This window comes from Oceanospirillum sediminis, assembly GCF_014164585.1.
Taxonomy (GTDB): Bacteria; Pseudomonadota; Gammaproteobacteria; order Pseudomonadales; family Halomonadaceae; genus Oceanospirillum; species Oceanospirillum sediminis.
Map to the genome: position 1 here is coordinate 21,947 of NZ_JACJFM010000023.1, position 14,459 is coordinate 36,405.

General features: G+C 48.7%; 12 protein-coding genes. 7 read left to right on the top strand and 5 right to left on the bottom strand.

The features are described from left to right. Window position 1 precedes the first annotated feature (1 nt). The 7 genes from H4O21_RS15860 to H4O21_RS15890 all read left to right on the top strand — a co-directional run bounded on the left by H4O21_RS15860 (window position 2) and on the right by H4O21_RS15890 (window position 7,646). The gene (locus H4O21_RS15860; RefSeq protein ID WP_182809858.1) at window positions 2-1,453 is read left to right on the top strand and encodes a sigma-54-dependent transcriptional regulator; all 1,452 of its coding nucleotides are present in this window, start codon (window positions 2-4) and stop codon (window positions 1,451-1,453) included. 749 nt (window positions 1,454-2,202) lie between these two features. Next, window positions 2,203-3,600: a polynucleotide adenylyltransferase PcnB gene (gene pcnB / locus H4O21_RS15865; RefSeq protein ID WP_182809859.1), complete on the top strand. Its 1,398-nt coding sequence runs from the start codon at window positions 2,203-2,205 to the stop codon at window positions 3,598-3,600. Then, complete coding sequence (gene folK / locus H4O21_RS15870; RefSeq protein WP_182809911.1) at window positions 3,600-4,088, top strand: 2-amino-4-hydroxy-6-hydroxymethyldihydropteridine diphosphokinase; 489 nt, start codon at window positions 3,600-3,602, stop codon at window positions 4,086-4,088. The genes pcnB and folK overlap by 1 nt, the downstream gene beginning before the upstream one ends. 107 nt (window positions 4,089-4,195) lie before the next feature. Next, complete coding sequence (gene panB / locus H4O21_RS15875) at window positions 4,196-4,990, top strand: 3-methyl-2-oxobutanoate hydroxymethyltransferase (protein WP_182809860.1); 795 nt, start codon at window positions 4,196-4,198, stop codon at window positions 4,988-4,990. Continuing rightward, window positions 4,987-5,841 carry a pantoate--beta-alanine ligase gene (gene panC, locus H4O21_RS15880; RefSeq protein ID WP_182809861.1) on the top strand — a complete coding sequence of 285 codons (855 nt, stop codon included), beginning with the start codon at window positions 4,987-4,989 and terminating at the stop codon, window positions 5,839-5,841. Before panB ends, panC begins: the two co-directional genes overlap by 4 nt. 95 nt (window positions 5,842-5,936) lie before the next feature. Continuing rightward, entirely contained in the window at window positions 5,937-6,317 is a 381-nt protein-coding gene (panD, locus tag H4O21_RS15885; protein ID WP_182809862.1) for an aspartate 1-decarboxylase, read from the top strand. Between the two features lie 147 nt (window positions 6,318-6,464). Next, entirely contained in the window at window positions 6,465-7,646 is a 1,182-nt protein-coding gene (locus tag H4O21_RS15890; protein WP_182809863.1) for an acetyl-CoA C-acetyltransferase, read from the top strand. A gap of 249 nt (window positions 7,647-7,895) precedes the next feature. Here the strand turns inward: H4O21_RS15890 and pnp are convergent, their stop codons facing one another. The 5 genes from pnp to infB form a co-directional block, all read right to left on the bottom strand. Next, window positions 7,896-10,013 (bottom strand): polyribonucleotide nucleotidyltransferase, encoded by a 2,118-nt coding sequence (gene pnp, locus H4O21_RS15895; RefSeq protein WP_182809864.1) that lies wholly within the window; start codon window positions 10,011-10,013, stop codon window positions 7,896-7,898. Between the two features lie 162 nt (window positions 10,014-10,175). Next, window positions 10,176-10,445: a 30S ribosomal protein S15 gene (rpsO, locus tag H4O21_RS15900; protein WP_182809865.1), complete on the bottom strand. Its 270-nt coding sequence runs from the start codon at window positions 10,443-10,445 to the stop codon at window positions 10,176-10,178. A gap of 149 nt (window positions 10,446-10,594) precedes the next feature. Continuing rightward, window positions 10,595-11,515, bottom strand: a complete 921-nt coding sequence (truB, locus tag H4O21_RS15905) for a tRNA pseudouridine(55) synthase TruB (protein WP_182809866.1) — start codon at window positions 11,513-11,515, stop codon at window positions 10,595-10,597. Between the two features lie 4 nt (window positions 11,516-11,519). Beyond that, entirely contained in the window at window positions 11,520-11,927 is a 408-nt protein-coding gene (rbfA, locus tag H4O21_RS15910) for a 30S ribosome-binding factor RbfA (protein WP_182809867.1), read from the bottom strand. Window positions 11,928-11,949: 22 nt separating this feature from the next. Next, window positions 11,950-14,442 carry a translation initiation factor IF-2 gene (gene infB, locus H4O21_RS15915; RefSeq protein ID WP_182809868.1) on the bottom strand — a complete coding sequence of 831 codons (2,493 nt, stop codon included), beginning with the start codon at window positions 14,440-14,442 and terminating at the stop codon, window positions 11,950-11,952. Window positions 14,443-14,459 lie beyond the last annotated feature (17 nt).

A 14,459-nucleotide genomic window follows, 5' to 3' on the forward strand; every position in this document is an offset into this window, starting at 1 on the left:
TATGACCAAAATTCTGGTAGTAGAAGACGAAGATATTATTCGCACTGCACTGAAACGTCTTCTTGAAAGAAATGATTTCCAGGTCAGTGAAGCAGCCTCTGTTGACGAGGCACTGGAAAGTTTCCGGCTGAACGAATTTGAACTGATTATCTCAGATCTGCGTTTACCAAAAACGCCGGGGACGGATCTGATCGAACTGGCAAAAGGTATACCTGTGTTGATCATGACCAGCTATGCCAGTCTGCGTTCCGCGGTAGATTCGATGAAAATGGGTGCGGTTGATTATATTGCCAAGCCCTTCGATCATGGCGAAATGCTGGAAGCGGTTAACCGGATACTCAGTCAGAGAGGTAAGAAAGCAGGCACGCCTGATGACGAACCATCAGACCTGGCTACGAAAGAAGAAGCATCTGAACCGGGTAATATGGGCATGATAGGTAACTGTCCTTCGATGCAGGCGGTCTATCACAGAATACGGAAAGTGGCTCCAACCGATGCCACGGTACTGGTTCAGGGCGAGTCAGGGACAGGTAAAGAGCTGGTAGCTAAAGCGATTCATAACCAGAGTAGCCGCAAAAATGCCCCTCTGATTTCTGTTAACTGTGCCGCTATTCCTGAAACCCTGATTGAGTCTGAACTATTTGGCTACGAGAAAGGAGCGTTTACCGGTGCCAATACCAATCGTAGCGGCCTGGTCGAAGCCGCTGATGGCGGTACGCTATTTCTGGATGAAATTGGTGAACTGCCACTGGAAGCTCAGGCTCGCCTGCTGCGTGTTCTCCAGGAAGGTGAAATCCGTCGGATTGGATCGGTTCAATCCAAAAAGGTCAATGTCCGTCTGGTCGCAGCAACTCACAGAAATCTGAAGAAGTTATCCAGCGAAGGGGAATTTCGTCTGGATCTGTACTACCGGCTGAATGTGATGGAGATTGCACTGCCTGCTCTGAAAGAGCGTGGCGATGATATTCTGGAGATTGCCGAATTTTTGCTGGGAAAAGCCTGCACCCGGATGGAAAAGGGCAATCTCAGATTATCCCGCCATGCCTGTGATGCTATTAGCAAGTATAACTGGCCAGGTAACGTCCGCGAGCTGGAAAATGCGATTGAACGAGGTGTGATTCTGGCAGAAGGTAATCTGATACACCTGGACGACCTGGGTATAGAGCCACCAGAACGTCAACCACCTGTCAGTATTCAATCAGCTCCCGGAGCTCAGTCTGCTTTACCTTCAATTGGAGGCCCACAACGCTCAATTCCCAGAAATGATGGAACTAAAGCACCGGATGACTTGTCTCTTGAAGACTATTTCCAGCATTTTGTACTGGAGCATCAGGATCAGATGAGCGAAACAGAACTGGCACAAAAGCTGGGAATCAGTCGGAAGTGTCTGTGGGAAAGGCGCCAGCGTCTGGGTATTCCACGTCGAAAGTCCGGCCAGAAAAAACGAGGCTGAGTTCACAAATCTGACAAAAACATCGTAACACTCGGTAAATGAACCGAGTGTTACCGTAACACACAGACTCCCCCCAAAAAAATGGTTTCACAGGTAACAATCTGATATCTGTGATATCACCACCTCAAGCAAAAAAACCATAAGCAATTGTTTTAAAAGAATTTTTAAAAAAATGGCACATCAAATGCTATATCTTATATCAAGAACAACAAGAACGACGGTTAACGTTCTCGCCGAAATAAAAACAATAAGCGGCAACTCATTAACAGACTCACCCAACAAAAATAATAAGAGTCTGAAACAATCTGGCAGCTGAAGGTAAAAACAAAAACAAAGCCTGAACGAAGCCAAACCTGGAACAACAATAAAAAGCCAGGTCAAAAAGATTAACCGTAGCGAACTCACGCATCCAAGCTTGTAACAATAACAATAAAACAACGCTGTAAAGATGCATGCCTGAAAATAAAAACAACAGCGGGCAGAAAAGAATCATCATTGGATAATTGTTTTGAATACGAGGCGGTCCAGACCAGAAGTAGTGATACTTCGTACTGGAAAACAAAAATAACAGGTTTAGCCACCAGGGTTTGTCCACCGATAGACTGTCATTGCGTATTCAGAGCGATTTACCGAAGTCTGACATATCGTCTGCATGGAAGCGGGCAGTTATTCAACGGGGCCACTAGTTTGGCCCCGTTTTTATTTTAGGGTACACTCTTTGCTCCTATTCACAGATTCAAGATCCTGAGATGCTAAAAGGAATTCCTTCATTTCTAAAGCGTCCCGGCAAGACTATCCGGCAACTGCTCAGAACAGACAGTTCGCCTCAATCCAATTCCGCTCCTTATGAATTGAGTATTGTCTCCCGTGACGAACATCCTGTAAGCCGTTCCGGCATTTCAGACAATGCACTCAAGGTGCTTTATCGACTGAAAAAAGCCAATTTTGATGCTTTTCTGGTAGGTGGTTGCGTTCGCGACGCACTGCTTGATCTGCATCCGAAAGATTTTGACGTCGCCACTAATGCGACTCCGGAACAGGTAAAATCCCTATTCCATAATGCCCGCATTATTGGTCGTCGATTTCGTATCGTACACGTACGTTACGGCAGGGAAATTATTGAAGTTACAACTTTCCGGGCACCACCTGAGGAAAGTACGGCGCGCTCCCATTCTTCTCAGACTGAAAATGGCCTGCTAGTCAGAGACAATGTCTACGGTACCATTGAAGAGGATGCACTGCGAAGAGACTTCACAATTAACGCCCTGTATTACAATATCAGGGATTTTGCGATCTATGACTACGCCAGCGGTATCCGGGATATCAATCAGCGCTGTATTCGTATGATTGGCGACCCGGAAACCCGGTATCGTGAAGATCCTGTGCGAATGCTCAGAGCCATCCGCTTTGCGGCTAAACTCGATTTCAGCATAGCCCCAGAAACCGCAAGCCCTATCCGGCCAATGGCCGAATTGCTGCGTCAGATTCCTGCGGCTCGTCTGTTTGAAGAGGTTCTGAAACTCTTCCTGTCCGGTCAGGCTGCGGCAACCTTTCTGCTATTGAAGGAATATCAGCTACTACAGCAGCTGTTTCCTTATACCAGCGAGCAACTCAGCCTTCACCCGGAAAAAGAAGATTTTATTATCAGAGCACTGGAAAATACGGACCGACGGATCTTAGCAAATAAGCCTGTTACTCCGGCCTTTTTGTTTGCCGCAATACTCTGGCCAGTGATACAGAACGCATTCAGGGAATTGATGGAAGAAGGTATTCCACCGGTACCAGCTATGCAGCAGGCCGGGCAACAGGTACTCTTTGCCCAATCCGACTTTACGTCAATACCCAAGCGTTTCAGCCAGCCTATGCGGGAAATCTGGGAATTTCAATTAAGACTGGAAAGGCGCCAGGGAAAACGCGCATTCCAGACAGCAGAGCACCCGCGTTTTCGTGCAGCTTATGATTTTCTTGTTTTGCGGGCAGAATCCGGCGAAGAGGTAAAAGCACTGGCTGACTGGTGGACTTCATTCCAGGATACCGATTCCCACGGCAGAAAAAACCTGTTGCAGAATACCGGAGAAGAAGGCACACCGAAAAAACGCCGCCGCTCCCGTTATCGTAATAACCGGAAACGCAATAAGTCATCATGATGAATACGGTTTACATTGGCCTGGGCAGCAACCTGGAAAATCCTGTTCAACAGCTTCTGACAGCGTTGCAGGAACTGGATAATCTTCCTGCAACGCATGTATACAGGGCATCTTCTCTTTATAGCAGCAAACCCGTCGGCCCTCAGGACCAGCCTGACTTCGTTAATGCAGTAGCCTGCCTGGAAACAGAGCTGGATGCTCATACACTACTGGATGCTCTGCAGGCCCTTGAACAGGGACACCGTCGGATCAGAGAAAGACACTGGGGGCCAAGAACACTGGATCTGGATATTCTTTTGTTTAATGAAGATTTTATTAAAACAGAACGTTTAACTGTACCGCATGCCTTTATGCATGAAAGAGGCTTTGTTCTGTTACCATTAAGCGAAATTTCACCTGACATAGTGTTACCGGGTAAAGGTTTGATTACAGACATTCTGCGTAATATTGCGACAGATGACTTGCAGATACTGACAAATACAGAGTAAAGTTACCCCAGCTTGTTACCTTATGATGCAGGTAACGTCAAAGTAACACATTCCGAAACGCCCACCGCCAAAAGCAGTGGGCGTTATTGTAATGGCGGAAGATAACAATGAAGACAGTGACAATCAGTACCCTGAATAAACTGAAACAGGCTGGCGAAAAATTCAGCTGCCTGACAGCGTACGATGCGACTTTCTCCAGTCAGATCAGCACAGCGGGCGTAGAAGTCATGCTGATTGGCGACTCTCTGGGTATGGTCCTTCAGGGACACGACAGCACACTTCCAGTCAGTGTTGATGACATCGCCTACCACACTCAGTGTGTCGCGCGAGGTAACAAAGGTTCACTCGTTATGGCTGATATGCCATTTATGAGTAACGCATCCATGGAGCAGATGCTGATCAATGCCGGAAAACTGATGCAGGCCGGTGCCCACATGGTCAAAATTGAAGGCGAAGCCTGGCTGGCTGAGGGTATCCGGGAACTGACCCGTCGAGGCGTTCCTGTGTGCGCCCATCTGGGACTGACCCCTCAGATGGTGAACCAGTTCGGAGGCTATAAGGTTCAGGGTAAAACAGAAGAAGCCGCTCAGGCAATTATTGCTGCCAGTCAAACTCTGGTGGATGCCGGTGCCAGTGTTATTCTTCTGGAGTGCGTGCCGAATGAAGTTGGTCGCCTGGTAACAGAGGCAGTGCAGGTTCCGGTGATTGGCATTGGTGCAGGCCCCTATACTGACGGACAAGTACTGGTATTACACGACATGCTGGGCGTGACGATGGGGCGTACAGCCAGATTCGTGAAAAACTTTATGACCGAGACAGATTCTATCCCTGCGGCAATCAGCCGTTTCCACCAGGAAGTTAAAGATAATACTTTCCCGGCGGAGGAGCACTGTTTCCAATGATCGTCATACATAGTATTAAAGAACTCAGAGAACATCTTAGCCGCCAGCGACAGGATGGTCTGCGCATTGGCTTCGTTCCTACGATGGGCAATCTGCATTCAGGCCATATCCAGCTGATACATGAAGCGCATAAGGTATCCGATACTGTGGTATGCAGTATTTTTGTCAACCCAATGCAATTTGGCCCCAATGAAGATCTGGAGTCCTATCCACGTACTCTGGAAACCGATACAGAAAAACTGACAGCAGCGGGTTGCCATATCCTCTTTGCCCCCAATGCCTGCGAAATGTATCCCAATGGTACCGGAGTACAGACACAGGTCGATGTCCCCGATCTGGGAGATGAACTATGTGGTGCCAGTCGTCCAGGGCATTTTACCGGGGTAACAACGGTCGTTACTAAACTGTTCAATATCGTTCAGCCGGATACAGCGCTGTTCGGCCAGAAAGATTTCCAGCAGCTGGCTATCATTCGTAAAATGGCAGCAGATCTGTGTATGCCAATCGATATTATCGGTGTTCCTACCGTAAGAGCTGACTCCGGACTGGCTCTCAGTTCCCGAAATGGCTATCTGAGCGAGACAGAAAGGGCTGCAGCTCCGGCGCTTTACAAGACATTAGTCGAAATCCGACAGGCTATCGAAAGTGGCAATAAAGATTTTGATACACTATGCCATCAGGGTAAACAGACACTGAGTAAAGCAGGCTTCAAACCAGACTATCTCAATGTCAGACGCCAGTCAGATCTTAAACCTGCACAGACAGGTGATGACTCTCTGGTCATTCTCGCAGCCGCTTATATGGGTTCAGCAAGACTGATCGACAACATCGCATTTGCGTTGAATCATTAAAAAAAGCTGGACATACTGCGCAACTTTGCTTCGATTTTGCAGCAAACCCGCATATGCTCTGGCATCAGGTAAATAGTGGTCAAGGGTTAATAATCATGCAATCCATCATGCTAAAAGCAAAGCTGCATCAGGCACGTGTTACTCACGCAGTACTGGAGTATGAGGGTTCCTGCGCTATTGACGGCAACCTGCTGGATATGGCCGGCATCCGTGAATACGAGCAGATCCAGATTTATAACATTGAAAACGGTGAGCGCTTTACAACATACGCAATTCGCGGTGAAGAAGGCTCAGGTATTATTTCTGTCAACGGGGCAGCAGCTCACCTGGCAAAACCAGCTGACCGTGTAATTATCTGCGCTTACGCCAACTACACCGAAGCAGAACTGGCTAACTTCAAGCCTGCACTGATTTACATGAAAGAAGGCAATGAGGTGTCTCACACCAGCAATGCGATTCCTGTTCAGGTCGCTTAACTGCTGAACATTACCTTCGTAAAAAAGCTGACATCATGTCAGCTTTTTTTTTGTCATCTTTTAAGGTTATTTTCTTCTTATGTGGTTTGTAACATAATGCATATTGCAAAGCACAAAAAATTCGCGATTCGATAAAAGGAAATACCTATGCAAGACGTTGTAATCGTTGCTGCGGGTCGTACCGCTGTTGGTAGTTTTAATGGAACACTGAGCTCTGTGGCTGCAAGCGACCTGGGCGCTACAGTAATCAAGGGTCTGCTGGAAAAAACCGGAATCGAAGGTAGCCAGGTTGATGAAGTCATCCTGGGTCAGGTACTGACAGCAGGCTGCGGTCAGAACCCAGCGCGTCAGGCAACAATCAAAGCCGGTCTGCCTGAAACGACTTCAGCCATGACCATCAACAAAGTTTGTGGTTCTGCACTGAAAGCATTGCACCTGGCCACTCAGGCTATCCGTCTGGGCGATGCCGATATCATTATCGCTGGCGGCCAGGAAAACATGTCTCTGTCTGCCCACGTACTGCCAAATTCTCGTAATGGCCAGCGCATGGGTAACTGGAACCTGCAGGACAGCATGATTGTTGACGGTTTATGGGATGCGTTCAACGATTATCATATGGGTATTACCGCAGAAAACCTGGCAGAGAAATACTCGGTAACCCGTGAAGAACAAGATGCATTTGCAGCACTGTCTCAGCAGAAAGCGGAAGAAGCGATCAAAGGTGGCCGTTTTGCTGATGAAATCATCCCGGTAACTATCCCTCAGCGTAAAGGCGATCCAGTTGTCTTTGATACTGACGAGAACGCTCGCTTCGGTACAACGGCTGAAAAGCTGAGCAGCATGCGTCCTGCATTCAAGAAAGACGGTACCGTAACTGCAGGTAATGCTTCTACTATTAACGATGGTGCAGCTGCAGTAATCCTGTGTAGCGCAGCGAAAGCTGAAGAGCTGGGCTTGCCTGTGCTGGCTAAGATCAAAGCCTACTCTAACGTAGGTGTTAATCCAGAGATCATGGGTATCGGTCCTGCGCCTGCAACCCGTGCTTGCCTGGAAAAAGCAGGCTGGAGTCTGGATGAGCTGGATCTGGTTGAAGCGAACGAAGCCTTTGCTTCTCAGGCACTGAGTGTAAACAAAGAGCTGGGTTGGGACACGTCGAAAGTGAACGTTAATGGTGGCGCTATCGCAATCGGTCACCCAATTGGTGCTTCCGGCTGCCGTATCCTGGTGTCTCTGGTACATGAAATGATCAAGCAAGATGCGAAGAAGGGTCTGGCGACTCTGTGTATCGGCGGTGGTCTGGGTGTTGCCCTGGCAGTTGAGCGTGACTAATACCCGCTAGAGCTTTTTGGTACAGGTTAAGCGCTCACTCAATCTGATACCCAAAAGTGAAATACTGAAACCGGAGTCATTATGGCTTCGGTTTTTTATTGATTACAGTTTTCCCCATCTGTTTTCTTTTCCTGCTCAGCTCATCCGAAAACCAGTGTCATTCTTTGGGACAGAACGGGATAAACAAACAGAAACAAAAACGGGCCGCATAAAGCGACCCGTTTTTTAAAGCCTTCTGTGAAGAAAAGCTTACTCGGCTTCTGCCAGAGTAGCGGTCTTCTCTTCTTCAGATACTTCTTTCACACTCAGTTTCACACGGCCGCGGTTGTCCACGTCCAGAACCTTAACGGCAATCACATCACCTTCTTTCAGGTAATCGCTCACTGCGTTAACACGCTCCTGTGCAATCTGAGAGATGTGTACCAGACCATCCTGACCAGGCAGGAAGTTAACAAAGGCACCAAAGTCAGCCAGACGTACCACAGTACCTTTATATACCGCACCGATTTCAGCTTCAGCCGTGATGCCTGCGACTTCGTCGATCGCCATCTGTGCTGCAGCTTTGTTTTCTGCATAAATCTTAACGGTACCGTCATCATCGATATCGATAGACGCACCGGTACGCTCACAGATAGAACGGATGGTTGCACCACCTTTACCGATCACATCACGAATCTTCTCAGGATCGATCTTCAGAGATGTCATTGCCGGTGCATTTTCAGACAGAGTCTCACGACCAGTGCTGATCACCTTATTCATCTCACCCAGAATGTGCAGGCGCGCATTCAGAGCTTTATTCAGAGCCACTTCCATGATCTCTTCGTTGATACCTTCGATCTTGATATCCATCTGCAGGGCAGTGATACCTTCGGAAGTACCGGCAACTTTAAAGTCCATATCACCCAGGTGATCTTCGTCACCCAGAATATCGGTCAGAACAGCAAAGCCGTTATCCTCTTTAACCAGACCCATTGCAATACCGGCAACCGGTGCTTTCAGAGGCACACCCGCATCCATCAGAGCCAGAGACGCACCACAGACAGACGCCATAGAGCTGGAGCCGTTGGATTCAGTGATTTCAGAAACCACACGGATAGAGTATGGGAACTCTTCTTCAGTTGGCAGAACCGCTTGCACACCGCGACGGGCCAGACGGCCGTGACCGATCTCACGACGCTTAGGACCACCCATAAAGCCAGCTTCACCGACAGAGTATGGAGGGAAGTTATAGTGCAGCATGAACGGATCACGTACTTCACCGGCCAGCGTTTCTGTCATCTGTGCATCACGGGCTGTACCCAGAGTCGCAGTAACGATGGCCTGAGTTTCACCACGGGTGAACAGAGCAGAACCGTGAGTTTTAGCCAGCATGCCCACTTCAACGTTAATACCACGCACAGTATCCTGGTCACGACCATCGATGCGCGGCTCACCGTTTACTACAGTTTGACGTACGGTTTGTTTTTCCAGGCTGCTGAAGGCGGACTTAATCGCATCCGCAGATGGGCCGGTCTCTTCGTTAGCCAGTTTTTCAACCGCTTCAGCTTTCAGTTCACCCAGAGCCGCATAACGGTCCTGCTTGATCGTGATCTTGTAAGCATCTTTAATCTTGTCGGCGTAAGCCAGAGAAACCAGTTGTTTGGTTTCAGTATCTTCAGCCGGTGCTTGCCAGTCCCAGGCTGGAGTTGCTACTTCAGCGGCGAACTCACGTACTGCCTGAACGACTGCCTGCATCTCTTTATGAGCAAACAGTACTGCACCCAGCATTTCGTCTTCTGTCAGTTCTTCTGCTTCAGACTCAACCATCAGTACCGCACTTTCGGTACCGGCTACAACCATATCCAGCAGAGACTCTTCCAGTTTCTCACTGGTTGGGTTCAGCAAGTAGCCTTCATCATCAGAGAAACCTACACGAGCTGCACCTACAGGGCCGCTGAAAGGTACACCGGATACAGCCAGGGCTGCAGAGGTGCCAATCATAGCTACGATATCAGGGTTATTAACCTTATCCGCAGACATCACCGTACAGATTACCTGCACTTCATTCATAAAACCGTCTGGGAACAGAGGGCGAATCGGACGGTCAATCAGACGAGAGGTCAGTGTCTCAGTTTCAGTGGGACGACCTTCACGCTTAAAGTAACCACCAGGGATCTTACCTACTGCGTAAGTTTTTTCCTGATAGTGAACAGACAGTGGAAAAAATCCCGCGTCCGGTGCTGCATCTTTTTTAGCAACAACAGTACACAGCACAGAGGTGCCACCCATAGTAGCCATTACAGCGCCAGTGGCCTGACGGGCAATACGACCCGTTTCAAGCGTTACGGTCTCATTGCCGTACGTAAAAGTCTTAGTAACCGGATTCACGGTGATTTCCTTCCAATATCTATTGCTTTCTATGTGCGCGCTATTTTCACACAAAGAAGCCCGCTATCAAAGCGATAGCGGGCTTCAAAGGGCAATCAATTGTCAATGAGCAAAATGCTCAACAACAAAGTGCCATATGTCCTGTGGACAACGTAGCTAATATTAGCGACGCAGACCCAGACGTTTGATCAGAGAGCTGTAACGGCCCAGATCTTTCTTCTTCAGGTAGTCCAGCAGCTTACGACGCTGGTTAACCATGCGAATCAGACCACGACGAGAGTGGTGATCCTGTTTGTTCGCTTTGAAGTGACCCTGCAGACCATTGATATTATGAGTCAGCAGTGCAACCTGAACTTCAGGAGAACCGGTATCGCCTTCAGCCAGCTGGTATTCTTTTACGATTTCTGCTTTAGTTTCTGCAGACAGTGCCATGATGTCTCTCCAGTAAAAAATATGCGATCAATAAATTCGGGATAACCGCGCATATTTACAGTTATCCTAATGCGTCTGATTACCGATTGGTAACAGACAACAAATTAAAAAGCCCGTGCTCAGGATCACTGCTCACAGGCGGGTATCGTTCAGCTCTCCCCCTCGTCGGTTATAATTAACCGCCGGGGTTGTAAACGTCCCGATGCTGATGCCTCAGCCAGTCCGATAAAACGGCTGTTCACATCATATAATCTCACCATGCCGGAGTAATCTCCGTCATTGGTAATATCCTGGCCGTGCAGGATACGCTTGCTTTCTGCTTCTGACAAATGTTTCTTTGCAAAATGCTCAACTAAAATGTCAGCGCTGAGCAAATGACCATCAAGAGACTGGCCGCTATCTTTCTCTGTCTGTAACTGATCGAAATCAATCATGCCCGAAGCATCAAAACCACCAGTATGGGTTCTGTGCAGACTGATAAGATGAGCACCACAGTCCAGAGCCTCTCCCATGTCTTCTGCAAGAGTACGCACATAAGTGCCTTTTGAGCAACGTACAGAGAAGGTCAGATCAGGGCTTTGCCAGCGGATCAGTTCAATCTGGAAGATCGTCACCGGACGAGGCTTCCGCTCAACAGTCTTCCCTTCCCGTGCCAACTTATAAAGTGGCTGTCCATTCTGCTTAAGAGCAGAATACATCGGAGGAATCTGTTCAATATTGCCAGTAAAGCGCGCCATCACATCCAGAATCTGTTGCTCAGTCAGCTCAGGAACAGGACGTTCACGGATAATCTCACCTTCAGCATCGCCAGTGTCTGAAACCTGTCCCAGACGGGCGCAAGCAATATAGGCTTTATCGGCATCCAGCAGATAACTGGAAAACTTGGTCGCTTCACCAAAACAGAGAGGAAGCAGGCCAGTGGCCATCGGATCAAGATTACCCGTATGACCACCTTTACTGGCATTCAGCATGGCGCGTACACGCTGTAACACGCCATTACTGGAAATGCCTTTCGGCTTATTCAGTAGCAGAACACCTGAAATGTTCCGCCCTTTACGACGTCGGGCCACGAACTCAGTCCTCTTGCTGATTCTGATCAGCACTATCGTCCTGGTTACGCGCCTTGTCTTCTGACACTGCTTTCTCGATCAGGCTGGACAGCTTCTGTCCCTGAACCAGACTGGTGTCATAGCGAAAACGCAGCTGAGGCAGAACACGCATTTTAATCGCTTTACCGACTTCTCTGCGCAGAAAACCGGTTGCACTATTCAGCACAGCCAGATCATCTTTTGCCTCGGCTTCAGAATCCTTGCCCAGCACGGTCACGAAAACATCCGCATGACCCAGATCAGGACTGATGCGAACATGATTTACCGTTACCATACCCAGACGAGGATCTTTTACCTGGAACTGGATCAGCTGAGCCAGCTCCTTCTGGAGCTGCTCACCAATCCGGTCCGTACGTTTAAACTCACGGGACATTCAGTGCAATCCTCAGTCAGAATTACAGTGTGCGTTCTACTTTAACTTTGTCAAAGACTTCGATCTTATCGCCTTCTTTCACATCGTTATAGTTCTTCACGCCGATACCACACTCTACGCCGTTACGGACTTCATTAACGTCATCTTTAAAGCGACGCAGAGATTCCAGTTCACCCTCGTAGATCACCACGTTATCACGCAGTACACGGATCTTCTTATTGCGATAAACCGTACCCTCAACCACCATACAGCCTGCAATTGCACCCAGTTTCGGAGAGCGGAAGACATCGCGTACTTCGGCGATACCGACAATCTCTTCTTTAAACTCAGGTGCCAGCATACCGGTCATGGCCTGTTTCACGTGATCAATCAGTTCATAGATCACACTGTAGTAGCGCAGGTCAATCTCTTCACGCTCAACAATTGTACGAGCAGAAGCATCTGCACGAACGTTAAAGCCAACCAGTACCGCATTAGATGCCAGAGCCAGGTTCGCGTCAGTTTCCGCAATACCACCCACACCAGAGGAGATGATATTCACCTTCACTTCATCGGTAGACAAGTCTTGCAGTGCTGCACTGATTGCTTCCAGGGAACCGCGTACGTCGGTTTTCAGTACGACGTTCAGATTAGCCACTTCACCTTTGCCCATGTTCTCGAACATGTTCTCCAGTTTAGCTGCTTGCTGACGAGCCAGTTTCACATCGCGGAATTTACCCTGACGGAACAGAGCAACTTCACGGGCTTTACGCTCATCCTTAACCACAGTGAACTCATCACCCGCATCAGGCGTGCCATCTAAACCCAGAATTTCAACTGGAATAGAAGGGCCAGCTTCTTCTGTCTGATGACCATTTTCATCAATCAGTGCACGTACACGACCATAGTGAACGCCAGCCAGAACCATATCACCTTTACGCAGGGTACCGTTCTGAACCATTACCGTTGAAACAGGACCACGACCTTTATCCAGTCGAGCTTCAACTACCACACCCTTCGCCGGCGCTTCCGGTACTGCCGTCAGTTCCAGAATTTCAGCCTGCAGCAGTACCGCATCCAACAGCTCATCAACACCCGTACCCGCTTTAGCAGATACATGAACAAAAGGAACATCGCCACCCCATTCTTCAGGGATCACTTCTTTGGCTGCCAGTTCAGTTTTTACACGATCAGGGTCAGCTGCTTCCTTATCGATCTTGTTCACTGCAACAACAATCGGCACGCCTGCTGCTTTTGCGTGATGAATCGCTTCTTCTGTCTGAGGCATTACACCATCGTCAGCCGCCACAACCAGGATTACAACATCAGTGGCTTTAGCACCACGGGCACGCATCGCAGTAAAGGCAGCGTGACCTGGAGTATCCAGGAAAGTAACCATGCCGTGACCGGTTTCCACATGGTAAGCACCGATATGCTGGGTAATCCCTCCAGACTCGCCATCAGCAACTTTGGCACGACGGATATAATCCAGCAGGGAAGTTTTACCATGATCAACGTGGCCCATTACAGTCACAACTGGAGCTCGGGTTACTTCCTTACCTTCGTAGCTGATCGCATCCAGGAAGTCATCTTCCAGAGCGTTATCGTTGATAAGCTTGAACTTGTGGCCCATCTCTTCTACTACGAGCTGAGCAGTATCCTGATCGATCACCTGGTTAATGGTCGCCATAGCGCCCATATTAAACATAACCTTGATCACTTCAGCGGCTTTAACAGCCATTTTCTCAGCCAGTTCACTGACTGTGATCGCTTCAGGAATTGCTACCTCGCGTACGATAGGTGCTGTTGGTTTTTCAAAACCGTGTTCACGCTTAGGCCCATTCGCCTGAGAACCACGACGATCATTGCCACCACGCTTGCCACCTTTCTTACCGCCACGATCTTTACGGCCGCTACGACGGCTATCATCACCGCCCTCGGCGCGTTTAGAAAACTCAGGCTTGCCGTGTGTTTTCTTGCCTTTACCGGCAGGTTTAGCCGGTGCAGCTGGAGCATCACGGAATGTACGCTGACGGGCTGGCTTATCTTCAGCAGATTTCGCTCCTGCATTAGCAGGCGCTTTTTCCTGCTCAGCTTTACGCTTAGCATCTTCTGCTTCTTTACGCTTAGCATCTTCTGCTTCTTTACGCTTAGCATCTTCTGCTGCTTTACGCTTAGCCTCTTCTGCCTCTTTGCGCTTAGCGTCTTCTTCTGCCTTACGCTTTTCTTCAGCCAGTTCCGCTTCGTTACGCTTCACATAAGTGCGTTTTTTTCGCACTTCGATATTGACAGTCTTTTTACCGCCGCCTGTTTTCAACTTACTGGTTGTGCGGCGTTTCAGCGTAATCTTGCCTGGCTCAGCCGTTTCACCGCCATGACTCTTCTTCAGAAAAGTCAGCAGAGTCTGCTTATCTTTTTCTGAAACATTTTCTTCCTGGCGTTTATGTGGCAGGCCTGCTTCGCTCATCTGCTCCAGCAAACGTTCCACAGGTCGACCAACACTTTCGGCAAACTCTTTTACAGTTGTTTCTGCCATTCACTCTTCTCCTGTGA

Bases quoted from the DNA above. Each gene is read 5' to 3' on its own strand.
- H4O21_RS15860 (WP_182809858.1), top strand. From the start codon at position 2: ATGACCAAAATTCTGGTAGTAGAAGACGAAGATATTATTCGCACTGCA.
- pcnB (WP_182809859.1), top strand. From the start codon at position 2,203: ATGCTAAAAGGAATTCCTTCATTTCTAAAGCGTCCCGGCAAGACTATC.
- folK (WP_182809911.1), top strand. From the start codon at position 3,600: ATGAATACGGTTTACATTGGCCTGGGCAGCAACCTGGAAAATCCTGTT.
- panB (WP_182809860.1), top strand. From the start codon at position 4,196: ATGAAGACAGTGACAATCAGTACCCTGAATAAACTGAAACAGGCTGGC.
- panC (WP_182809861.1), top strand. From the start codon at position 4,987: ATGATCGTCATACATAGTATTAAAGAACTCAGAGAACATCTTAGCCGC.
- panD (WP_182809862.1), top strand. From the start codon at position 5,937: ATGCAATCCATCATGCTAAAAGCAAAGCTGCATCAGGCACGTGTTACT.
- H4O21_RS15890 (WP_182809863.1), top strand. From the start codon at position 6,465: ATGCAAGACGTTGTAATCGTTGCTGCGGGTCGTACCGCTGTTGGTAGT.
- rpsO (WP_182809865.1), bottom strand. From the start codon at position 10,445: ATGGCACTGTCTGCAGAAACTAAAGCAGAAATCGTAAAAGAATACCAG.
- rbfA (WP_182809867.1), bottom strand. From the start codon at position 11,927: ATGTCCCGTGAGTTTAAACGTACGGACCGGATTGGTGAGCAGCTCCAG.
- infB (WP_182809868.1), bottom strand. From the start codon at position 14,442: ATGGCAGAAACAACTGTAAAAGAGTTTGCCGAAAGTGTTGGTCGACCT.